Origin of the sequence: Tenacibaculum sp. HL-MS23 (genome assembly GCF_032463465.1) — a bacterium.
In the GTDB taxonomy this organism is placed as follows: Bacteria; Bacteroidota; Bacteroidia; order Flavobacteriales; family Flavobacteriaceae; genus Polaribacter; species Polaribacter bernardetii.
In genome coordinates this window covers 1813627-1837956 of sequence record NZ_CP135989.1, presented here as the reverse complement: position 1 = coordinate 1837956, position 24330 = coordinate 1813627, and the positions used below count along the sequence as shown (strand labels likewise).

The window sequence follows — 24330 nt, the reverse complement described above, 5'->3', positions numbered from 1 at the left end:
CTTTGGGTTGATTAAAAAACCGCTATGAACTCTTTTATTTCAGAAACTTTAGATACTATTTTACAAACCACCAAATCGTTTGAAAATGTTGTATTTGTCTTGCCGTCACAAAGGGCAGGAGTGTTTGTAAAGCAAACATTTAAAAATAAAATTTTAGCAGGTTTTTTACCTCAAATTTTAAATATTGGCGATTTTGTTGAAGAAATTTCTGAAATTAATAAAGCTGATTCAGTACAACTGCTATTTCATTTTTATACTATTTATAAAGATATTGAAGAAAATCCAGATACGTTTGATGTTTTCTCTACATGGGCTTTTACTGTTTTACAAGATTTTAACGAAATTGACCAACACCTAATAAAACCGAAGGATATTTTTGTGTATTTACGAGATATTCATCGTTTACAAAAATGGTCGGTAAAAGGAGAGTTTAAAGAAACGGAGCTAATGAAAGATCATTTCTCTTTTATGGAGAAATTAGAGGATTTTTATGCTGTTTTTTATCAATTTTTGATTTCAAATAAAATTGGATATCAAGGTGTTTTATATCGTGAAGCAACTAAGAATGTTGAAAATTTTATTAGTAAAAATCAACATAAAAAATATTGTTTCATCGGATTTAATGCTCTAAATACAGCGGAAGAATTTTTATTTCAAGAGTTTTTATCTGCAGGAAATAGTGAGGTTTATTGGGATATTGATAAAACTTTTTATGAAGGAAATCATCAAGCGGGTAGTTTTCTTAGAAAGTATAAAAAGCAGTGGAAATATTATGAAAAAAACCCAATTCAAACGATTAAAAATTATTTCTCTGAATCTAAGAATATTCAGGTTATAGGAGCATCAAAAAATATTACACAAATAAAACATGCGGGAGAAATTTTATCAAAATTACCAAATCATAATAATACAGCCTTGGTATTGGCCGATGAAACATTGTTGCCAATAACCTTAAATTCATTACCTAAAAGCGTAGAGGCAATAAACATTACCATGGGATATCCGTTAAAAGATATTCCTACAACGAGTTTAATTTTTGCTATTTTTCAGTTATTTAACAATCAAGAAAAACTGCAAAAACAAAAAGATAAACAATTTTATCATAAAGATGTTGTTCGGTTTGTAAAAGATGCATCAATTTATAAATTATTACAAATTGATGCTGAAACAAATGTTGCAGATATTATTTCGGCAACGATTGTTAAAGAGAATACTACTTTTATCAATCAAACAAAAATTACTGAGTTTCTTGCTCCTTTAGACGAGGAAATTAAAGAAGTTGTTTGTCTTATTTTTAATCCGTTTTCTACAATAGCAGAATTTTTATCAAGAATACTAAAGTTAATTAATGTTTTAAAAGACACAGCCAACGATTTAGAAAAAGAATATTTATTCCGTTTTTACACGGCATTTACACAATTACAAAATTTACATATTGAGTTTAACTACGTGCAAAATCTAAAAACATTGCACCAGTTTTTTAGGCAATTAATTCAGTCTGAAAGTTTGTCTTTTAAAGGAGAACCGTTGCAAGGTTTACAATTAATGGGTGTTTTAGAAACACGAATGTTAGATTTTGAAAACGTAATTATCACATCGGTAAATGAGGGTGTTTTACCCGCAAGTAGCCAACAAAATACTTTTATTCCTTTTGATGTAAAAATTGAATTCGGATTGCCCACATATAAAGAAAAAGATGCACTTTTTTCATATCATTTTTTTAGGTTATTGCAAAGAGCAAAAAATATTTTTATCTTATATAATACAGAGCATGATGTTTTTGGAAGTGGAGAAAAAAGCCGTTTTGTTACGCAATTAGAAATGATGCGAGACGACATTACTGAGAAGATAATTAGTCCGAAAGTAGTAACGTCGGCTACAAAATTAAAGGAGATTCAAAAAGATGAGAAAGTTTTAGAACGCTTACAAGAGTTGGCTAAAAAAGGAATATCACCATCAGCATTAACCAATTACTTATACAACCCGATTGCTTTTTACAAACAGAAAGTTTTAAAAATTAATGAGTTCGAAAATGTAGAAGAAACCGTTGCCGCAAATACTATGGGAACAGTGGTTCATGATACTTTAGAGGCGTTATATAAACCGTTTATAGGTAAGTTTTTATCTGTTGATGATATTATTAACATGCAACAGAAAACAAAAGAACTGGTTACTTTTTATTTCTCAGAACATTTTAAAAACGGAGATATTGCTACTGGGAAAAATAGGCTAGTTTTTGAAGTTGCGAATCGATTTGTAGAAAATTTTTTAGCAAATGAAAAACAGTTGTTAAAAGATGAAAATAATCAATTAAAAATAATTGGAACAGAACAAAATTTAGCCGCTGAAATTACAGTTGAAGGTATCGATTTCCCTATAAAAATTCACGGACAAGTTGATAGAATTGATGAGTTAAATGGTGTTGTTAGAATTATAGATTATAAAACCGGAATGGTAGATGCCAATAAACTAAAAGTGGTAGATTTTGAAAATATTAGAGATTTAAAACACCATAAAGCAATTCAGGTTATGCTGTATGCTTTTTTGTATACTCAAAACAATAAATTTGATTTTTCTAATAATTTAGAAGCGGGTATTATTTCGTTTAAAAATTTAAAAAGCGGGTTCTTAAAAATGAATTTTTCATCTAATTATCGTACTCCAGATAATGAAGTAACAGAAGAAAAACTGAATGATTTTATGGATGAAATAAAAGTGTTTTTAAAAGAGGTATATAATTCTAAAATTGATTTTATCGAACCAGCAGATTTACCTTATTAGCATATAGTGTGGTTTTTATAAAAAAGAAAGGATAAAAATTTAATTTTTATCCTTTTGCACCTTTATTTGTAAATCATCAATATGTTCCCCCCCCAGAAACATATTGACATTTCGAAGATATAAATTTATAGAAGCATAAAACTGTAAATAATCGTAATGATTTTTTATGGGTGCGCATTTACCCAAACCTCACCATCTTCAAAATATTCTTTTTTCCAGATAGGAACAGTTTCTTTTAAAGTATCTATTGCAAATTGGCAAGCATCAAAAGCCGCTTTTCGGTGCGGAGAAGAAACTGTAATAATTACAGGAACATCTTTTATTTGCAGTAAACCTTCAGCGTGATGAATCGCTATTTTTTTTATAGGAAATTTTTCTAAAGCCAATTCAGCAATTTTTTGCATTTCTTTAATGGCCATTGGTTTGTAAGTAGAAAAATCTAAATGAGTAACACTTTTATTTTGAGTAGCATCTCTTACGGTGCCAACAAAAACAGAGATTCCGCCACAAGAAGTATCTACTACAAAATCATAGCATTCTTGCAAGTTTAGTTTTTCTGAAGTTACCTTTATCGAAGTTATTTTCATTTTAAATAATAAACTTTAACAAAGATATAAGTTTGAAAATGTAAATAGTATAAACGAATCAGATTTAAATATTTATTTTTGTAAGCAACATAAAAGAAGATACTTTTTAACAAAAAATATGAAAACACTTAACGATTTTAATTTCGAAAATAAAAAAGCATTAATACGAGTAGATTTTAATGTGCCTTTAAACGACAGTTTAGAGGTGACTGATGTTACACGAATTAAGGCAGCAAAGTCAACAATAATCAAAGTATTAGAAGATGGCGGTAGTTGTGTGTTAATGTCGCATTTAGGTCGTCCGAAAGGAAAAGAAGATCAATTTTCATTGCGTCATATTATAGCTAAAGTTATAGAAGTTATAGGGGTTCAGGTTAAGTTTGTTGAAGATTGTATTGGAGATAAAGTTACCGAAGCGATTGCAAATTTAAAAAGCGGAGAGATTTTATTATTAGAAAACCTACGCTTTTATCCAGAAGAAAAAGCAGGAGATGTAGTTTTTGCTGAAAAATTGTCAAAATTAGGTGATGTTTATGTGAATGATGCTTTTGGTACTGCACACAGAGCGCATGCTTCTACAGCAGTTATTGCACAATTTTTTGCTGAAAATAAATGTTTCGGAAATTTATTGGCAACCGAAATTGAAAGTATCAACAAGGTTTTAAATGATTCTGAAAAACCAGTAACTGCAATTTTAGGAGGCGCAAAAGTATCGTCTAAAATTGGAGTGATAGAAAATATTATTGAAAAAGTAGATCATATTATTGTTGGTGGAGGAATGACCTTCACTTTTATTAAAGCTTTAGGCGGAAACATTGGTAATTCGTTAGTAGAAGATGATAAATTAGAATTGGCATTGTCAATTTTAAAATTAGCAAAAGAAAAAAACACTGAAATACATTTACCAGTAGATGCTATTATTGCTGATGCTTTTTCAAATGATGCAAATACGCAAATAGTTGATACAACTAAAATTCCTGATGGATGGATGGGACTTGATTGCGGGCCAAAAACATCTGAGAAATTTGCAGCAGTAATTGCAAAATCTAAAACTATTTTATGGAACGGACCTTTAGGAGTTTTTGAACTGGAAAAGTTTGCAACAGGAACCATAGAATTAGGAAATGCTATTACTAAAGCAACTGAAAGCGGAGCATTTTCTTTAGTAGGAGGCGGAGATTCTGTAGCAGCAGTAAAGCAATTTGGTTTTGGAGATAAAGTAAGTTATGTTTCTACAGGTGGTGGAGCAATGTTAGAAATGTTAGAAGGAAAAACATTACCAGGAATTGAAGCGGTTTTAAAATAAAATGTCATTTCGAGCGCAGTTGAGAAATAGTTGTTAATTAAATTGATAAAATGAAGTACACTAAACTACCAAATACCGATATAAAAGTTTCTAAAATTTGTTTAGGAACCATGACATGGGGAAATCAGAATACTGAAGTGGATGGACACGAGCAAATGGACTATGCGTTGGAGCAAGGCGTAAATTTTTGGGATACAGCCGAATTATATTCAGTACCAGCAACGCCAGAAACTTATGGTGCAACTGAGAAAATAATTGGTTCTTGGTTTAAAAAAACTGGAAATCGTGATAAAGTAGTATTGGCGAGTAAAATTGCTGGTGGTGGCGACTATACAAAACACATTCGAACTGGTGGCTTTACAAAACAAAATATTATTGATGCGGTTGAAGGTAGTTTAAAACGTCTACAAACCGATTATATCGATTTATATCAGTTTCATTGGCCTTCTCGTGGTGTAAATTGTTTTGGTGTTCGTGATTATCCGTATAAAACAGCAACCAAAGAAGCTGAAAATCATTTAGAGATTTTAGAAACAATGAATGCTTTAGTAAAACAAGGAAAGATAAAACATATTGGTTTATCAAATGAAACGCCTTGGGGAACCATGAAGTATTTGCAAACTGCCGAGCAACATAATTTGCCAAGAATGAGTACTATTCAAAACTCATATTCTTTAATTCACAGAGGTTATGAAGTAGGTATGAGTGAAGTTTCTATGAGAGAAAACATTGGTTTGTTAGCATATTCGCCTTTAGCACAAGGAGTTTTATCAGGTAAATATTTAGATGGTAAAACGCCTGAAGGAGCAAGAGGAACTTTGTTTCCGAGGTTTATAGCTCGTTATATGAGCGAAGATTCTTTAAAAGCAGTTAGAGAATATTTGAAAATAGCCGAAAAACACGGACTAACATTGGCTGAATTGTCATTAGCATACATAAATCAGTTGCCCTTTGTAACTAGTAATATTATTGGAGCTACAAAAATGAGTCAGTTAAAAGAAAATATCAACTCTATTAATATTGATTTATCAGAAGAAATTTTGGCAGAAATAGAATCGGTTCATAGTTTAATTCCGAATCCTGCACCATAAATTTTAAGGCTTGACATATCAAAATAAAAAAAATCCGAAGTACTATTTACTTCGGATTTTTTTGCAATTATTTATCTACGAAAACTACTCAACTATTTTAAGAGCGGTAGCTTTAAATCTATCATTTTCTAATTTACCAGTTACCTCTACTTTTCTAACAACGTTGCAAAAGCCAATTTTCTTGTCATGCGCATCACCAAAATCATCAATATGAGCGCCGTCTACAAAATACGCTTTATCATCAATTTTAATAGCTAAATCACATCCGTTTTGACTTTCTAAGCCAAATTTACATTGACCGCAAGAAGCATCGGCTATAAACGTTTTTTCTTTTGGTTGTGAACAAGCTATTATTCCGAATAAAAATATAAAAAGTAAATTTTTCATCTGATTTTTAAATTTTGAGATTAGTATCCTATTTTTTTACGAACTCTTTGTAAAACATCTGTAGCAACTGTACGCGCTTTCTCTGCACCAACAGCAAGAGCTTCGTCAATTTCAGTACGGTTTTCCATATAATGATTGTACTTTGTACGAACGTCAACAAATTTATCGATAATCAACTCGTATAAAGCTTGTTTAGCATGACCGTAACCATAGTTTCCACCTTCGTAATTTGCACGCATTTCAGTAATTTGAGCATCCGAAGCTAGTAATTTATACAAAGCAAAAACATTATCTGTATCCGGGTTTTTAGGATCTTCAAGTGCTTTACTATCGGTTTGAATTCCCATAATTTGCTTGCGTAGTTTTTTGTCAGGCAAGAAAATATTGATGAAATTATTTCTAGATTTACTCATTTTTTCACCATCAGTTCCAGGAACTAATTTCGTGTTTTCGCTAATCTTAGCTTGTGGTAAAATTAAAGTATCACCCACAACATTATTTAATCTACTAGCTACATCACGAGCCATTTCTAGGTGTTGTAACTGGTCTTTTCCAACCGGTACAATTTCTGCGTCGTATAATAAAATATCGGCAGCCATTAACATCGGGTATGTAAATAACCCACTGTTAACATCAGCCAAACGATCGGCTTTATCTTTAAAACCGTGCGCTAATGTTAAACGTTGGTACGGAAAATAACAACTTAAGTACCAAGACAATTCTGCAACTTGAGGAATATCACTTTGGCGATAAAAAACAGTTTTGTTAATGTCAATTCCACATGCAAGCCAAGTAGCAGCAACACTATAGGTGTTTTCTCTTAATTCGTTACCATCTTTAATTTGTGTTAAAGAATGCATATCTGCAATAAAGATAAAAGCTTCGTTTTTAGAGTCGTTAGCCATTTCAATGGCTGGTAAAATAGCTCCCAATAAGTTACCTAAATGCGGAGTTCCTGTACTCTGTACTCCTGTTAAAATTCTTGACATATTCTGTTTTGAAAAATTATATAAGCAGCGCTTACGACTGCTTGATGATAGCAAAAATAAGCTTAAAATTGTTCAAACAAAAGAAATTACTACATTCGCAGTTATGAAATACCTATTTTCCCCGCTTCGCTTAATTTGGCGCATTTGGTTTTACCTATTAATGATTACTTCGATACTAGTTATGTCTCCGTTTATATTGGTGCTGCTGTCTGATGAAAAATACTATGGCCCTTTTTGGAAACTAATGAGGGGGTGGTCGTATTTTTTAATTTACGGAATGGGTTTCATATTAAAAATCGATAGAGAACAAGAGCTTGATCGTGAAAAAAGTTATGTATTCATTGCAAACCACGCTTCTTTATTAGATCCATGGATTATGATTGCATCTAGTAAAAATCCGATTTTGTTTGTAGGGAAAAAGGAATTGGTAAAATTACCAGTTTTCGGGTTCTTTTATAAAAAAGCTGTTGTTATGGTAGATAGAAAAGACCCAGAGAGTAGAAAAAAAGTGTATGCCCGTATAAAAAAGCGATTAGATAAAGGATTAAGTATTGCAATCTTCCCTGAAGGATTAGTACCAACAGAAGACGTAGTTTTAGCACCTTTTAATAACGGGGCCTTTAGTTTAGCTATACAATATCAAATGCCAATTGTACCACAATTATATTTTGATGCAAAGCGTTTTTTTTCTTGGGATTTCTTTAAAGGACGTCCAGGTGTTTTTAGAGCAAAACAATTAAAATTTTTAGAGACAAAGGGTTTAACAATGGAAGATAAAGATGCTTTAAAAAAACAATCTTTTGATTTGTTATATAATGAATTAGCGAATGATAAATCATATATGAAAGACACAAACCGACCAAACAATGAGCGAGAATTTAAATCACCGTTATAGTAATACTGAGGAAAAATTAAATGTGTTAACACATGGTTTTGGGCTATTACTATCTATCATCGTTTTACCTTTTTTAGTTTTAAAATCACTAGAATACCAAGGGTTTTGGCAAACAATTAGTTTTGTTATTTACGGATTGAGTTTAATTATTTTATATGCAGCATCTACTTTTTACCACGCTGCTAAAAAACCTAAACTTCGTCGCAAACTTAATATTTTTGACCATGCTGCTATTTATGTTTTAATAGCCGGAAGTTATACGCCTTTTTGTTTAGTAGTTTTACCAGGACAAACAGGTTGGTATATGTTTATTTTTGTTTGGTTATTCGCACTTACGGGTGTTATATTGAAGTTGTTTTTTACTGGTAGGTTCGATAAACTATCAACGGCATTATATTTAATAATGGGATGGCAAGTTGTTTTTTTAATAAAACCGTTAATGAATAATTTGTCGTACGACGGATTATTTTATTTAATAGCTGGCGGTGTTTTTTACACAATTGGGGCAATCTTATATTCAATTAAAAAAGTGCCATACAACCACGCTATTTTTCATGTTTTTGTACTTTTGGGAAGTTTTAGTCATTTTTGGGCAATCTATAAATACATATAGTTTTTACCATTTAGAAAAAGGAATTTTACTTAAGTTTGAATTGTAATATTTAACAGTTCCGGTTACTTCTTTGCCTAACCAATTTGGCTTAGAAAATTGTTCGGTTTCATTTTCTAATTCTATCTCGGCAACAACCAAGCCTTTATTTTCACCTAAAAAATCATCAACTTCATAAGTATGGTTGTTTTCCTTTACTAAATAGCGGTATTTTTCAATAATTCCTTCCTCGCATAAATTAAATAAATCTTGAGCTTCCTTTAAATCTATTTCTTTTTCCCATTCAAATCGGGTAGTTCCGCTTTTATTAGAAGCACCTTTAATGGTTAAAAAACCGGTATCATCTTTTATACGAACTCTTACTACGCGTTCTTTTTTAGAGTTTAAGAAACCTTGCTTGATGTAACTTTTTTTATAAGCTACTTGTTTGTACTGATCAGAAATTACCAAGAATTTTCGTTCTATTTCAAAAGTCATAAGAAGTTGAATCAAATTTGTACGAATGTATCATTTTTGTAGTTATTATTAAATATCTTTGATACTATTAATTATTTAAAACTTTAATTTAATGGCGTTAATTACAACAAAAGCAATTGTTATTAGTGCTATTAAGTACAGCGATACAAGTTTAATTGTTAAGTGTTTTACCTTAGAAGATGGTATTCGATCTTACATGATAAGAGGTGTATTAAAATCGAGAAAAGGAAAGTTGAAAAAAGCCTATTTTCAACCATTAACACAATTAATAATTGAGGCTAACCATAATAATAGAAACTCTTTAAACTCAATAAGGGAAGCTCAGGTTATTCATCCTTATGAAAGTATTTATACTTCGGTGATAAAGCAGTCAATCGTATTATTTTTATCAGAAATACTTTCTACTATTATTAAAGAGGAAGAAAAAAATGAAGTACTATATGAATTTATCGAAACTAGCTTAATTTGGTTAGATACTCACGATGCTGTTGCTAATTTTCATTTACTGTTTTTGTTGAATTTATCGCGGTTTTTAGGATTTTATCCAGACGTTTCAGAATCAAACAAAATGACTTTTAATTTATTAGACGGAAGATTTACAGATGCGTCCTATGAAAAACTTGTTATTACAGGTAGTGAATTAATTCTTTTTAAAAGGCTGTTGGGCATAAATTTTGATAGTATAAATACAATTTCGTACAATAAAAACGAAAGGCAAATAATTCTCAGAATTATAGTTCGATATTTTGAATTACATTTGGAGGGTTTTAAAGAGCCAAGATCATTAAATATTTTAGAAACCGTGTTTAGTTAACAGATGAAGCAAGTTATTACCCTATTTTTTTTACTGACAATTACCGCTATTTTTTCGCAAAACCTTACTATAATTGACGCCGAAACTGGCAAGAGAATTGATGAAGTTGCGGTTTTTAATAAAAACAAAACAATATCATCAATTAGTACTATTGATGGTGTTGTAGATATTACGAAGTTTAATGATAACGAAATTCTTATTTTTTCACATGTATCTTATGCGAAATTTCAAGAAAAAAAAGCTGTTTTAAAACAAAATAATTACCAAGTTTTCTTATCAAAACAATCAGAGCAATTAGATGAGATAGTTGTTTCTGTATTTAAGAATAAAGAAAAAGCAAACCGTATTGCAGAGCAAATAGCAGTGGTTTCTTTAAAAGATATTCAAAAAGTATCGCCGCAAACATCAGCAGATTTATTAGCTACAATTCCCGGAATTAAAGTGCAGAAATCACAATTTGGTGGTGGAAGTCCTGTTTTAAGAGGAATGGAAAGTAACCGTGTTTTATTGGTTGTTGATGGAGTTAGAATGAACAATGCAATTTACAGAAAAGGACATTTACAAAGCTCTATAACTGTAAACCCTACTTTGTTAGATAGAACAGAAGTTGTTTTTGGGCCGTCGTCTGTTATTTATGGTTCTGATGCACTTGGTGGTGTAATTCATTATTACACAAAAACGCCAAAATTATCTGAAGAAAATAAAATTAAAGGAAGTAGTTTTTTACGTTACAGTTCGGTAAATAATGAAGTTACCAATTCGGTATCGGCAGAATTACAGTTTAAAAATTGGGCATCGCTTACCAGTGTAACACATAGTAATTTTGGTGATTTAAAAATGGGTAAAAATCGTTCTCATGGTTTTGATGATTGGGGAAAAACGTTTTTTTATTCTGATAATTTAAATGGTAATTATGCTGAGAACCCAATAGCAAACGAAGATGTTAATTTGCAAAAAAATACAGGTTTTAGTCAGACTGATTTTTTGCAGAAATTTTTTATTCCGTTATCAAAAAAAACCGACTTAAAAGTAAATATCCAATACTCAACATCATCAGATGTGCCAAGGTTTGATAAATTAAGTGAGCTTAAAGGTAGTGGTGATTTAAAGTTTGCAGAATGGCAATACGGTCCTCAAAACAGGTTGTTAGTTTCATCTCAATTAGAAATCAATCCAAATAAAAAATGGTTAAATAAAGGTACAATTACAACTGCTTATCAGAATATTGAAGAAAGTCGTATTCAAAGAAAATTCGGAAGTTTAGAAAGGTCTTACAGAGAAGAAAATGTAAATGTTTTTAGTGTAAATGGAGATTTTACAGTTCCGTTAGCTAAAAAACGTAATTTAGGGTATGGTTTTGAAGCAGCTTACAACGATGTTAAATCTAATTCTTACGGTAAAACGTTAAGAATTAATAATAACGAAATTGATGGTTTTGATGCAGATTTTGCAGTACAATCTCGTTATCCTGATGGAGGAAGTAGTTATTTTAGTTCGGCAATGTATTTAGATTATCGCCAAGATATTACGCCTAAATCAACCTTAAATACAGGTATTCGATTAACAAATACATTGCTAGATGCAAAGTGGATTGATGAAACATTTATACAATTACCAAGTAATGATATAAGCTTAAACAATACAGCGCTTACTGCTACTATTGGTTATGTGTTTAAACCTGTTAAAACATTGCAGTTGAATGCAGTATTATCATCAGGTTTTCGATCGCCAAATATTGATGACGTAGGTAAAGTAAGAGAAAAAAACGGAGATGTAACTGTGCCAAATATCACTTTAAAACCAGAACATGCTTACAATGCCGAAGTAGGTTTTCAAAAATATTTTAATAATCGAAAATTCAGAGTTGGTGCCAATGTATATTATACGTTGTTAAATAATTATATTTATCGTGAAAACTTTCAGTTAAACGGTAGTAATACTGTTTCTTACGATGGTGAAGACGGTAATATTGTAGCAAATGTAAATAAAGGTACTGCTTATATTACAGGTGCAACAGTTAGTTATCAAGGTAAAATATTTAATAATTGGAGTACTTCGGGGTTTTTAACCTATACAAAAGGTAAGGCCTATGATACCAATTTACCAATGTCTTCAATTCCGCCATTATTTGGTCGTTTTGAATTAAATTATTCAAATAATAAGTTTGAAGGAGGCGCTAATTTTGTTTTTAACGCCAAAAAAGATATCGCTGATTATAATTTAGACGAAGGAATAGATAATCAACAACAAACACCAATTGTTAACTCGGCTGCTACCCAAGATATTAATAAGTATTATGGTACACCAAGTTGGATGACCGTTGGCTTATTTGCAAAGTATACAGTAAACGCTAACATAACAATACAAACACAGCTTACGAATTTGTTTGACGAACATTATAAAGAATTTGCAAGTGGTGTTTCTGCGCCGGGGCGCAATGTTTCAGTATCGTTACTAACCAATTTTTAAAATATACAAATGATAAATCTATTTAAGATTGTAAGTTTATTAGAAGGAGTTTCTTATTTACTATTAATGTTTTTAGGCATGCCTTATAAGTATTTAGAGGCTTTAGGGAACGATCCTTATTTTGTAAAACTTTTCGGAATGCCGCACGGTATTCTATTTGTTGCCTATATAATCATAGCAATTATGCTAAAATTCGAATTGAACTGGAGCGGTAAAACATTCGGAATCGTTTGCTTATTATCTATTTTACCTTTCGGAACCTTCTTTGTAGGCAAGTATTTAAAGTAACCAATAATAATTACATAAAATAACACAAAGAAACCTGCAATTTTAATTGCAGGTTTCTTTGTGTTATTTTATGTCTAATAGTTTAAAAACAAACAAAAAAATAAAATATGTTTAATTTTTTATTTTATTTAAAAAGAGTATTTTTTTTTTTTTTGAGTTTTCCTTTAAAAATATAAATCATTAATAACGAGTAGTTAAGGTTGTTTTATTTAACATTTTTTTAACAAAAAATTAGGGTTAACCCTAATTCCAAATAGGGTTAACCCTTAAAACGTTAACATTTTTTAAATTACAAAGATTTAGTTTTGAGATGTAATAAAATAGTTGATCACTTTTTATTATTTGCTAGCTAGTAAAAAGAAGAACGATGTTTATAAATTGCGCGCATTTTTCTTTTTAATTTTTTAACGTTAAAACTGTTTTATTTGTAAAAAAATAAGATAACAGGTAAGCTTCTTTTATATTAAAGAAGCCGTAAAAATTAATTAACAAATTTAAAATTTTTAAAAAATGAAAAAAGTAATTTTAATGGTAGCAATGGTATTTGCTACAAGTGGTTTAGTGAATGCGAATACTAATAATTATTCGGAGTTACCACCATCTAAATTTGACGAATGTGATGGTTTCGCAACTTTTGCAGGTGATTATCTTGAATTGAGTTATGAAGAGGAGCATGAATGGTTTACTTGGTGTATGGAAAACTAATTTAATATAAAACAATAACAAGTTTATCTATTATAGATAAACTTGTTTTAAATATCATAACAATGAAAAAAATAATAACAATGATTTTATGTGTGATTATTTACCAATCTTCTTTTTCACAAGTACATAGAATTATTTATGCTGCTGAGTATAGTTTTCCGGATATGGAAAAAACATCAAAAGAAGTGTCTAGTAGATTTAAAGAGAAAATAAAATTGTTAAAAAAAAATAATGATAATTTATCTTGTTTTTTAGATTTTGACAAGAATATGTCAGTTTTTTATGTTGATAATAAAATGAATTCCGAAGGAAGAAAAAAAAGGAATATAACAGAGATAAAAGTTGGTAAAGGAACGTTTTTTACAGATAATATAAAATCAGAAATAATAAACCATAAGAATTCTTTTGGAAGTGATTTTGAAGTTGTTTATCCACAGAGTATATGGAGTATAGCTCAACAAACAAAAAAGATAGGAAAGTTTATTTGTTATAAAGCAACAACAGAGGTAGTGCAAAAAGGGAGATGGGGTGAAAAAACGATACCTGTAATTGCTTGGTTTACTACAGATTTACCATATAGGTTTGGGCCAAAACAATATTCAGGTTTACCTGGAGTAATTCTTGAGTTAACAGAAGGGAGTTTAACTTTCTATGCTCAAAAAATAAAACTGAATCAAATTTCTTTGAAATTAAAAGAAAGAGAAGGTGGGGGTCAAAGGGTAACTAAAAAAGAATTTGATGATATTAGCAAAAAAGTTTTTGAAAACAGGTAGCGTTATTTACTGAAATAGCAAACTATGAAAAAACACCTCTTATTATTTTTATGTATTGTATTCACAACCATACTTTCAGCACAAAGTGGGTTGCAAGGTAAAGTGTTTTATACCGTTTCATTAAAAGCATATAATGAACAATATGTCGATTCTATTTTTAAAAAAGAAAAAACAACAAAATTCGCAGAACAATATCTTATAAAAATGTTTAAGAATACTAAAGATGTTACCAGCGTTTTAAGATTTTCTAAAAATGAATCGTTGTATGACGTTGAAAGCAAATTAAAGAATGAAGCTAATAAAAATTTCAACATGACTGCTACAATCGCTGGAGGTAATACGATATACTATACAAACAGTGGTAAAAAAGATTATTATAAACAGTTTAATCGTGAAGAACCTTTACGTGTAGATATACTGCCAATTAAATGGGCAATAACTCAAGAAACAAAAAAGATTGGAGATTACCTATGTTTTAAGGCGGTTGCAGTTAAAAAAGTAAGAGATAATAAACCACTTATAAAAATAGCAGCATGGTTTACACCAACTATACCAGTAAGCTTTGGCCCTATTGATTATTTTGGTTTGCCAGGGTTAATTTTAGAGGTTTCTTACAATAGAATAAATATAAAAGCAACAAAAATTGTTTTAAATCCTAAAGAGAAAATTGTTATAAAAAAACCAACCAAAGGAAAACGAATGACAAATGCAGCGTATGTAGAAATGAGTAAAAATTTCTTTAAAATATAAGAAAATAAAAATGCTAAAAAGAATTATATTTTCGTTACTAGTTTTTATTGCTAGTAGTTTTTGTAGTGCGCAAACTGTAGTGTTTAAAGGTACTGTAAAAGATAGTTTGCAAAATCCGTTATCGTATACCAATATTATAGCCAAGCCTAAAGATGTGAGCAAAAACATGAGTTTTGCCATTACAGACGAGCAAGGTCGTTACCGATTAGAGCTTACTAAAAATAAAACATACACCATAAGTATAAGTTATTTGGGCTATGAAAAAGTTGAGCTTGAAATAGCACCAATAACAAACACTACAAAAGATTTTGTGCTAAAAGAAGCCAAAAATCAGTTAGATGAAGTGGTTATTGAACTCCCCGTAACGGTAAAGCAAGACACGATTATTTACAATACGGATAAGTTTGTAAATGGTAGTGAGCGCAAGCTTAAAAATGTACTTAAAAAACTACCAGGTGTTGAGGTTGATAAAAACGGGGGTGTAACGGTACAAGGTAAAAAAGTAACCAAGTTGTTGGTAGATGGTAAAAAGTTTTTTGGCGGTGGTACTAAGTTAGGTGTTGAAAATATTCCTGCAGATGCGGTTGATAAAGTTGAGGTAATAGACAATTACAATGAAGTTTCATTTTTAAAAGGTCTTTCAGATTCTGATGAAATGGCAATGAATATTAAATTAAAAGAAGACAAAAAACGTTTTCTTTTTGGTGATGTTGAAGCAGGTTCAAACGTTGGTTATGATTCTTTTTACAAAACCAATGCAAACTTGTTTTACTACTCACCCAAAACCAATGTAAATTTTATTAGTAACTTAAATAATATTGGCGAAAAAACCTTTACGTTTAAAGATTATATGAATTTTCAGGGTGGCGTTAATGCTGTTTTTAACGGTAATTTTAATTGGCGAGGCGGTGATTTTTCTCAGTTTTTAGAAAACAAGGATGTACTACAGAGTGTTCAGCGTTTTGGTGCTTTAAATATTACGAAAACCGTAGCTAGTAAGTTAGATGTTTCTGGTTATGCTATTTTTTCTCATAACAATACCCAAAGTTTTAACGAAGCAATCAACCAATACACTACTTTTTTAGAAGAAAAGGAAAGTAAAACTAACTCAAAAAACATATTAGCCATTGGTAAGTTTAATATTGAGTATGCACCTAATAACAAAGAGCAATGGTATGTTAGAACACAGGTTAAAAAATCGGCTGTAGAAAGAGATAACTTAACCACTACTGCTATAAATAATCAACTAGATAATATTAATACAAATAAAGAAAATGATATTTGGTATGTAAATCAGAATATAGAATGGCACAAAGATCAGTCTGAAAAACATACGTTTTCAGCTACGGCAAATTACACGTTCGATAAAAATAATCCAACTACTTTCTGGAATGCTTCACAATCGTTTTTAGACAGAATTAAACCAATTATTCAGCCTTTAAATACCAATCAAGGTTCTTTAAGAATTAATCAGTTGAATGAAAATGAAAAGCATCATTTGCACACCGTTTTTAAAGATTTTTGGGTGTTAAATAATGACAATCATATTTATACAACGATAGGAAATACACATCAACAAGAAAAATTTATCAGTAATGATTTTCAATTGTTAGATGATGATACCGAAAACGATTTTTCATCAAACGGATTTAACAATACTACGGTTTTAAAACACAATGATTTTTTTGCAGGTGTTCATTATAAATTCAGAACCGGAATATTTACTTTTAAACAAGGTGCGTATGCGCATAATTATAATTGGCGCGTAAATCAATCAACTTCAATTAAAAAAGATAAATGGGTAGTCTTACCAGATTTTCTACTAAAAATTGAATTTAATAAATCAAAGAAAATTCAACTGAATTATAATTTAAAAACTAATTTTTCTAACGCTTCTAAATTGGCAAGCCGCTTTTATTTGCAATCCTATAACTCAGTTTTTAAAGGAAATCCTAATTTAGAGAATGAGTTGTATCATTCAGCACGTATTCGTTATAGTCGTTTTAGTTTGTATCGCGGTTTAATGTTGTTTGCAAACGCAAATTACACGAAAAAAGTAAAAGGATTTAGAAGTGCCGTAAATTTTGACGGTGTAAACCGTTTTTTAACCATTGATATGTTAGATAACCCGAATGAAAGTTGGAGCGTTAGAAGTTCGTTACGTAAGAAAATTAAAAAAATAAGATATAACATAGAAGGTAATTATAAGGCTTCTAATTTTAAGCAAAGTATTAATAATAATTTTGTAACCAACAAAAGCAACGATTACGGTTTTGATGTTGGTATAGAAACCTTGTTTGATAAATTCCCAACTATAGAAACCGGTTTTAGAAGAAATATTGGTAAATACACTTCTAGCAATTCAACGTCTAAATTTACAACCCACGAGCCGTATGTAAATATCGATTACGACTTTTTAGACGGATTTGTTTTTAATTTTGATTACACACATTATAATTATCAAAATAAAGCACAAAATATAGACACGGAATACAACGTTGCCAATGCGGTGTTATCCTATCAAAAAGAAGATAGTCCTTGGATGTATAAATTAACTACTCAGAATTTATTTGATACTAGTTTTAAACAAAGTAATAGCTTTTCAGATTATTTAATTTCTGATACTAAAACCTATGTAATGCCAAGAGTACTATTGTTTAGTATTGGTTATAAGTTATAAGGGTTTACATTTGTCATTACGAGAAAAATTCCTGTTGTTAAAGTTACAGATTGCTTCACTCCACTGCGTTTCGTTCGCAATGACAATTATTACGTCATTACGAGGAAGAATGACGAAGTAATCTTTAAGTTAAGAACTACCATTTTACAGATTACTTCACTCCACTGCGTTTCGTTCGCAATGACAATTATTAAGTCATTACGAGGAGGCACGACGAAGTAATCTCTTTGTTAAGAATTGCTATTTTGTAGATTACTTCACTCCACTGCGTTTCGTTCGCAATGACAATTATTAAGTCATTACGAGGAGGCACGACGAAGTAATCTCTTTGTTAAGAATTGCTATTTTGTAGATTACTTCACTCCACTGCGTTTCGTTCGCAATGACAATTATTACGTCATTACGAGGAGGCACGACGAAGTAATCTCTTGCTATTTTATGGATTGCTTCACCCCACTGCGTTTCGTTCGCAATGACAATTATTACGTCATTACGAGAAGGCACGACGAAGTAATCTCTTTACCCACCACTAACAGGCGGTATAATAGCAATAATATCGTTTTCTTTAATAATTGTTTCATCAGTTGCATAACTTTCGTTAATGGCAATGGCATATGAGCTCATTTGTTTTAACTCTGGATATTGTTTTGTAAGTAACTCTTTAAAAGAAGTAACATTACAGCTAATAGGAAGTTCTATTGTTAAAGAAGAACTTCCTATTAAATCTGTAGCAATACCAAAAAGTAATACGTTTATCTTCATAAAGTAAAATTACAATTTAAATCCGAATAGCACTCTGTTTTCATTCTTTCCGTTAAAGTTAGATCGAGCAAAATCTACACGTAAAAAACGCCATTTTCCAACACCAACATTATCTAATCCAACTGAATATTCAGAGTAAGGTTTGTTGCCTGCTGTAAACAATGCTTTAGCACCGGTTACCAAGTGAAAATTTAATTTATTTATTAACGGAACTTTACTAAGCAAAGCGCCTTTAAAATTATATTCTCCATGCAACTCACCGTATTTATCATTCGTGCTTAACTGATAATAAGGCAACATGTAAAAGTTGTTTAAATAATTGTCATTAGGAGCAATTAACAAGCGATTTCCGTTAAAATGGGCATAGTCTATAAACTCAATATCTTTTTTCTCTAAAAAAATGCCTCCTTTGGCCTTGTATTTAAAATTCCCCCAATTACCTAAAGATATATTTTGAGTTATTTGTGAGTATACTACATCAGAATTCCATTCGGCATTATCAGCGCCAAATTTTTTATTATAACCGATAAATAAAGACGGATACTTATTACTACTTACATTGTATTTTCCATCAGGATAAGACACGTATTTTTGATCAAAATTAATAGTAGTTCCTAAAGCAAACGACCATATTTTATTAGGTGTAAAAGACGTGTTAAAATTAGCGGGTTCTTGCGGGTTATTTGACGTATAATCAACATCGCTTTTCGGAAACATTACATAATCTGTAGTGTTAAATAATGGTTTTCTATCTGCGTATTCTAAAGATGAAGACATGCGAATACCATTAATTACCTCTCTTGAAAAAGATACTTTAGCAAATGATTTCTCATATATTTTTAAGTAATTTCTTTCAAATAAAACAGAGCTAATGGTATTCCATAATTTTGAAATAGGTTGTTTTGCATTAAATTGAGCGGTTGTAACACCTCCTGAAAGTGTTAAAATTGGTTTGGTTGTATTATTCCATTTGTAAGAAAAGTAACCAGTTGGTCTCAGTTTTTTGTCTGAGAGTCCGTAGTTTAATTTACCACCAATATTAAACCTCTCTCCTTTTTCATTTATAGATTTATAATAATTTAATCCAACTGAAGAGTTCCAGCCTTGTACGGTATTAAAGTTTAAGTCGAAAATAGGAGATGACAAACTTAGCCCCCACTTATTATAAGTGTCGTTATAAGAATAGCCGGTTATAACATCTAAAAGGTTAAATTTATTTTGTTTGGTATCTATAGAATCTAAATATTTTTTAGACTTTCGTATCGTTTTAATACTGTCTTTTAATTTGTAGTCAGAAACTTCTTCAGTGGTTAAAGCAACAGGACGAATTTTGGTCCAATACAAACTGTCTTTTTCAGTTGCATTTTCAGCAAAAGACAAAATTTCGTTACCAAATGATTTTTTGGTGTAGTTAGGTGTAAAATTATAATTTGAATACGCTGCCGAAAAGCGACCATTAAAATTAAAACCAAACATACCAGCCTTAAAATCTATTGTTTGCGTAACTGGTACCCAGGCGTTGTTTTTAAGTGAGTAATTAAAGTTTTGTTTAATCTTTAAAGAATCTATCATTGGCATGCTTATTTGCGCACCTGTAGCTACAACATCGGTACCGTAAATAGCCCAATCATCTTCTACAATATAAATAAAACCGCTAAAAACACGATCGTTTTTTCTCTTTGGTAGTAGTTTTATTTTACTAATTAATTTATTATTTTTATCATAAAGCGTTCCTACTAATTTATAGTTGTAATAACCAAAAGCACCGTTAGAAACAGGTGAAATCATTTCTGCATCGGCTAATTTAAAAGAGTTTTCATAAAAATTGAAATTTACTTCTTTAGCTTGGTTAAAGCTAATTCCGTTATCGCTACCCGAAACTTTTGAAGCAACGATACGCTCTTTAAAATTGGCTGGTTTTTTTTGAAAAGAAATTTTAGAAATTGTTTCAGAAAGATATACAATTCCACTTCTTGTAGAATCTAAACCGCCGCCCATATCGCCAATTTCTTGCCCCAAAAATTTTTTAGGTAAATCCTTTACTTTAAATAATCCCCGAGAGTAAAAATCGGCTTTATATTCAGAAAATTTATCGGTGTTTTTATTTTTATTAGCAATTACATTTCTAATAATTTTATCAGCAGGGTTTTCATTCGAAGAAATTAAAATTTCATCTAACGCAACTTCTTCTTCAGAAAGAACAATGTTTAAAACAAAAGGAAAAGAAGAAACAGTAATTTTTTTCTTCACTGTTTTAAATCCTAAAATTTGATAAATAAGCGTGTGTTCTCCTTTTTTTGTTATGGCTAATTCATAATCTCCATTATCGTTTGTAGTAGTTCCTGTAATAGAGTTTTCTAAATATACGCTAACAAAAGATAAGGGTTTGTTGTTTGTGTCGGTTACGCTCCCTTTAACTTGAGAAAAAGAAATTGAGGTAATAAATAGAAGAAATAGTGTGTAGTTTTTTTTCATAGTTGGTTTTGTTGAAATAAAAAAACAAACATAGCCGAAGTAATTTTTCGACTATGTTTAAAAGCTGTTAAATAATTTACAATGAATTCTTAAAATATAAGACTTGTAAATTCACTAAAAGGTTGCCTGAGAATTAATTCCCTCCTTTTTTCTTCTTGCCAAATAAACCACCTAAAACATCTTTTACTTTCTTTTTGGTGTCTTCAGTTTTAGTTGAATCTTTCTTTTTATCACCCAATAATTTACCAAGTGTATTTTTTACTAGTTTGTCTTTTTGCTGTTCTATTAATTTTTGACTCAACTTTGTAACAGAAGAAGATAAATCCGTTTTTACAGATGGATTAGACATACTACCTGTAATATTTGCGGTAATGGGTACGGTAACATTTTGATCTTTTTCGTTTAATTTAGATAATAATCCTTCTACTTTACTACCCAAGTATTTTGCAGGCACATCTAAAGTTAAATTATAGTTCATGTTTTGATTGAAACTATGATTACCACCAATGTTAATACCAATGTCTTTATATTTTAGTTTAAATGGTTTTACTGATACTTGACCGTTATCGAAAGATAAGTTTGCTTTTATATTAGATAAATCTAATTTATCTAAATCAATAAATGATAGTTTTTCACTTAATAAGCTTAAAGCTTTGGTCTTTTTAGGATTTATTTTCGTGGTTAATAATTCCGCTAGTGCTTTACCAGTTAAAGAGGTTAAATTTGGTGTAAAATCGTTGTTTAAATTACCAGATAAATTAATGTCAGAATTTAATTTTCCGCTCATTGCAGCAGCAATCGGACTGATTGATTTTAGTAAGTCTAAGCCATTAAAAGATTCAGAAATATCAAACGATTTTATACCTAAATCCATATTAAAAGAAGGCGTTTTTTGTTGTGTATTTACTTCACCGTTTAAAGCAATAGTACCTTTAAATATGTTAACATTTACATTTTGTAAAGTAGCTTTTTCGTCCTTAATCAATAATGTACCTTTTACGTTTTTTAAAGCTAAATTATCGTAATAAACAGTTTTTGCATCCGCTATAATTTTACAATCTAAAAAAGCAGGAATCTTTAAAGATTCTGTAGGTTTTTCTGTTTTATTAGTCTCTTTTTTATCTGTAGTAGTGGTTTCTTGCATGAAATCACTCATGTATAAAGAGTTTGAATTTACATTAAAAGTTCCCTGTAATTTTTTACGCGAAAGCAAAAACCCTAATAAGTTTTTAATTTCTCCTGTTGCATTTAAATCACTTTTACCTGTAGTAGCATCAAACTCGCTTAAGGTAATTGTTGTTGGTTTAAAGTTTATTTTGGTGCTTTTTATTTTAAGCGGATTGGCAATGTCATCCGAAGAAAAAACAAAGTTGTTTACTGTTATTTCACCATTATTTTTAATACGACTTAAGGTACCGTTTTTAATTGCGTTTAAATCGAAATCAGTAGTTAAGTTGGCTTTTAAAATACCACTTAACTCACTTTTTAAATCAACCGGATAGGCTTTGTTTATGTTGGCTAAATTTAAGGTTCCTTTTAATTTTGCGCTTATGGTTGGGTTGTTAACAATATTAGTAACACTTCCGCTACCAGAAAAAGTATCTTCATCAATTTTAAAAGATAAGCCGTTAATAACTACAAAAGTTTTATCTAGGTAACCTGTGGTGTTTTTTAATTGAGTATCGATATTAATATTACGAACACTTTTTGGTAAATCAGGGTATTTAAAAGAAGCGTTTTTAGATTTTAGATTGATATCTAATAGCGGAATTGTGTTGTTAGTAACTAAACCTTTAACGGTTCCTGAAAGGCTAAATTCACCAGATGTTTGTACGTTTTCAATACTTTTGGTATAAGCTTCGGGTATTAAACCTAAAAAGTTTTTAAAGTCTGATGACGGAGTTTTAAAGCTAATGTCAACATCTTGGTTATTTTCGTTTATTTGAACATATCCATTAAAAATTAAAGGTAAATTATTAAGTTTTGCTTCGTTTTTTAGAAACGAAAACTTCATGTTTACTAAATCCATTCCTAAGATGGCATCTAATTCGATTTTCTGATTTTTTACATAAGAAGCACTATCCATTTCAAAAGAAACCAATGTAGCTGTTTTGGTATTTAATTCAGAATTAGTTTGAGAGAAATCTCCGCTACCACTATGATTAAAGTCAGACAAAGTAAGGTTCATTTTACCTTTTTTATCAATATACTTTATTGTAGCGTTATTTATTTCATAAGAATTTATAGAAAGGCCAAAGTCCGATACTGGTACACTTGTGCTATCAACTTTTACATCAGACGGTTTTGTAATGTCGTAATTGGCAATGCCAATTTCGTTAACTAAAACATTTACTTTAGAGTCATTAATAGAAAAAGATTGAATGTTTAATTGTTCTGATGCGTTCTTAAGTAATTCAGTAAGTCTTAATTCTAAATTAATTTCTTTAGAAAACAATAAAGTATCGCCTTTAAAAGGTTTACCATTAATAATAGAAACATTAGAAAGTTGCAAAGAGGCATTCGGAAAATCTCTTAATAAACTTAGGTTAGCATCTGTAAAATCTAACTGAGCCGTAATGTTATTATTTACAGTTTTCTTTACCAGATTAATAATTTTTCCTTGAAATAAAAACGGAGCTAAAATTAGCAAGGCGAATAATGTTATTATTATGGTTAAGAGTATTTTATATATTTTTTTCATAACTAAAAATTAACTTTAAAATGTAATTAACAAATTTCTGTAAATATTTAGAATAATAAGAAGATTAAAATATAAAGTTTTAGTTAAAAATCACATTAGGATTCATAACAACTTAAAAAAGGCAAATACTTTTAAGAATTTGCCTTTTTTAAGTTGTTATTTAGGATCTGTGTCGCCAAAGAAAAACCAGTTAAGGCCTTTTTTTATTTTACTCTTTTCTTTAACTTCGGTTTGTGTTTCGGAAACTTTCAAAGATTCTTCTTTAAATAAATCAACTACATATTCGTTATAACTTTTACCAACCTCTTCCTTTAAAAAACCTTCAAAGTATAATTCGCTAATTTTTTCTCCTTTTAATTTTTCAATATCTAAAAGAGTTTTATAAAGTGGTTCAATTTTATCAATAACACTTTTAGGTATAGCTTTTCTTCGTCCAGTGTAACCGATAGGCTCCCCTTTTTCATTTTTATCAATTGTAAAATCAGTAATTACCCAATAGTATTTACCAGTTTTAGTTAGGTTTTTTACAATAGCGTGGTAATTTTCCCCTTTTTTTAAAGCTTCCCATAAGGCTTTAAAAGCAACCTTTGGCATATCTGGGTGTCTAATAATATTATGAGGCTCTCCCATTAATTCTATAGCAGTGTATTCGCTGGCTAAAACAAAGGCTTTGTTAGCGTAAAGAATTGTGCCAAATAAATCTGTTTTGCTAACAATTGTTTGAGATTTGTCCCATTTTATTTCTTCATTAATTATTTGAATAGGTGGTGTTTTCATGATTTGATTTAAA

20 protein-coding genes are annotated in these 24330 nt (G+C 30.2%); 12 read left to right on the top strand and 8 right to left on the bottom strand.

The window, feature by feature from the left end; genetic code table 11:
* Window positions 1-24: 24 nt before the first annotated feature.
* Window positions 25-2781 carry a PD-(D/E)XK nuclease family protein gene (locus RRF68_RS08565; protein ID WP_315944086.1) on the top strand — a complete coding sequence of 919 codons (2757 nt, stop codon included), beginning with the start codon at window positions 25-27 and terminating at the stop codon, window positions 2779-2781.
* A gap of 164 nt (window positions 2782-2945) precedes the next feature.
* Here RRF68_RS08565 and RRF68_RS08560 read toward each other — a convergent pair whose 3' ends face one another.
* Complete coding sequence (locus RRF68_RS08560) at window positions 2946-3368, bottom strand: molybdenum cofactor biosynthesis protein MoaE (protein WP_218771715.1); 423 nt, start codon at window positions 3366-3368, stop codon at window positions 2946-2948.
* Between the two features lie 118 nt (window positions 3369-3486).
* Between RRF68_RS08560 and RRF68_RS08555 the strand changes: the two genes are divergently transcribed.
* Together RRF68_RS08555 and RRF68_RS08550 are read left to right on the top strand one after the other, a co-directional pair.
* A complete protein-coding gene (locus RRF68_RS08555; protein WP_275315049.1) occupies window positions 3487-4674 on the top strand; it encodes a phosphoglycerate kinase in 1188 nt (395 codons plus the stop codon).
* 50 nt (window positions 4675-4724) lie between these two features.
* Window positions 4725-5765 carry an NADP(H)-dependent aldo-keto reductase gene (locus tag RRF68_RS08550; protein ID WP_218771713.1) on the top strand — a complete coding sequence of 347 codons (1041 nt, stop codon included), beginning with the start codon at window positions 4725-4727 and terminating at the stop codon, window positions 5763-5765.
* An 84-nt stretch (window positions 5766-5849) separates the two neighbouring features.
* Here the strand turns inward: RRF68_RS08550 and RRF68_RS08545 are convergent, their stop codons facing one another.
* Window positions 5850-6152 carry a DUF6370 family protein gene (locus RRF68_RS08545; protein WP_218771712.1) on the bottom strand — a complete coding sequence of 101 codons (303 nt, stop codon included), beginning with the start codon at window positions 6150-6152 and terminating at the stop codon, window positions 5850-5852.
* 20 nt (window positions 6153-6172) lie between these two features.
* Window positions 6173-7141 carry a tryptophan--tRNA ligase gene (gene trpS, locus RRF68_RS08540; protein WP_275315048.1) on the bottom strand — a complete coding sequence of 323 codons (969 nt, stop codon included), beginning with the start codon at window positions 7139-7141 and terminating at the stop codon, window positions 6173-6175.
* A gap of 181 nt (window positions 7142-7322) precedes the next feature.
* Between trpS and RRF68_RS08535 the strand changes: the two genes are divergently transcribed.
* Both RRF68_RS08535 and trhA read left to right on the top strand, forming a co-directional pair.
* Window positions 7323-8036: a lysophospholipid acyltransferase family protein gene (locus RRF68_RS08535; RefSeq protein WP_218771710.1), complete on the top strand. Its 714-nt coding sequence runs from the start codon at window positions 7323-7325 to the stop codon at window positions 8034-8036.
* A complete protein-coding gene (trhA, locus tag RRF68_RS08530; protein WP_315944085.1) occupies window positions 8008-8649 on the top strand; it encodes a PAQR family membrane homeostasis protein TrhA in 642 nt (213 codons plus the stop codon). Before RRF68_RS08535 ends, trhA begins: the two co-directional genes overlap by 29 nt.
* A gap of 3 nt (window positions 8650-8652) precedes the next feature.
* On the opposite strand, the gene RRF68_RS08525 is transcribed toward trhA, so the two are convergent.
* Window positions 8653-9123, bottom strand: coding sequence for a CYTH domain-containing protein (locus RRF68_RS08525; RefSeq protein ID WP_315944084.1), 471 nt, complete (start codon window positions 9121-9123; stop codon window positions 8653-8655).
* 91 nt (window positions 9124-9214) lie between these two features.
* On the opposite strand from RRF68_RS08525, the gene recO reads away from it, so the two are divergent.
* The 7 genes from recO to RRF68_RS08490 all read left to right on the top strand — a co-directional run bounded on the left by recO (window position 9215) and on the right by RRF68_RS08490 (window position 17602).
* On the top strand, window positions 9215-9937 hold the full coding sequence (gene recO, locus RRF68_RS08520) for a DNA repair protein RecO (protein WP_315944083.1): 723 nt from the start codon (window positions 9215-9217) through the stop codon (window positions 9935-9937).
* A 3-nt stretch (window positions 9938-9940) separates the two neighbouring features.
* Window positions 9941-12406 (top strand): TonB-dependent receptor domain-containing protein, encoded by a 2466-nt coding sequence (locus RRF68_RS08515; protein WP_275315046.1) that lies wholly within the window; start codon window positions 9941-9943, stop codon window positions 12404-12406.
* 9 nt (window positions 12407-12415) lie between these two features.
* Entirely contained in the window at window positions 12416-12694 is a 279-nt protein-coding gene (locus RRF68_RS08510; protein ID WP_275315045.1) for a DUF3817 domain-containing protein, read from the top strand.
* A 510-nt stretch (window positions 12695-13204) separates the two neighbouring features.
* Window positions 13205-13399: a hypothetical protein gene (locus tag RRF68_RS08505; protein ID WP_315944082.1), complete on the top strand. Its 195-nt coding sequence runs from the start codon at window positions 13205-13207 to the stop codon at window positions 13397-13399.
* A 62-nt stretch (window positions 13400-13461) separates the two neighbouring features.
* On the top strand, window positions 13462-14172 hold the full coding sequence (locus tag RRF68_RS08500) for a GLPGLI family protein (RefSeq protein WP_275315043.1): 711 nt from the start codon (window positions 13462-13464) through the stop codon (window positions 14170-14172).
* A gap of 24 nt (window positions 14173-14196) precedes the next feature.
* The gene (locus RRF68_RS08495; RefSeq protein ID WP_275315042.1) at window positions 14197-14922 is read left to right on the top strand and encodes a GLPGLI family protein; all 726 of its coding nucleotides are present in this window, start codon (window positions 14197-14199) and stop codon (window positions 14920-14922) included.
* 10 nt (window positions 14923-14932) lie between these two features.
* On the top strand, window positions 14933-17602 hold the full coding sequence (locus RRF68_RS08490; RefSeq protein ID WP_315944081.1) for a carboxypeptidase-like regulatory domain-containing protein: 2670 nt from the start codon (window positions 14933-14935) through the stop codon (window positions 17600-17602).
* A 519-nt stretch (window positions 17603-18121) separates the two neighbouring features.
* Here RRF68_RS08490 and moaD read toward each other — a convergent pair.
* The 4 genes from moaD to RRF68_RS08470 all read right to left on the bottom strand — a co-directional run bounded on the left by moaD (window position 18122) and on the right by RRF68_RS08470 (window position 24317).
* Window positions 18122-18364 carry a molybdopterin converting factor subunit 1 gene (gene moaD / locus RRF68_RS08485; RefSeq protein WP_315944080.1) on the bottom strand — a complete coding sequence of 81 codons (243 nt, stop codon included), beginning with the start codon at window positions 18362-18364 and terminating at the stop codon, window positions 18122-18124.
* Window positions 18365-18373: 9 nt separating this feature from the next.
* Window positions 18374-20839, bottom strand: a complete 2466-nt coding sequence (locus RRF68_RS08480) for a DUF5686 and carboxypeptidase regulatory-like domain-containing protein (protein WP_315944079.1) — start codon at window positions 20837-20839, stop codon at window positions 18374-18376.
* A 133-nt stretch (window positions 20840-20972) separates the two neighbouring features.
* Complete coding sequence (locus tag RRF68_RS08475) at window positions 20973-23540, bottom strand: AsmA-like C-terminal region-containing protein (RefSeq protein WP_315944078.1); 2568 nt, start codon at window positions 23538-23540, stop codon at window positions 20973-20975.
* A gap of 156 nt (window positions 23541-23696) precedes the next feature.
* Window positions 23697-24317 (bottom strand): PAS domain-containing protein, encoded by a 621-nt coding sequence (locus RRF68_RS08470; protein ID WP_275315037.1) that lies wholly within the window; start codon window positions 24315-24317, stop codon window positions 23697-23699.
* Window positions 24318-24330: the final 13 nt, after the last annotated feature.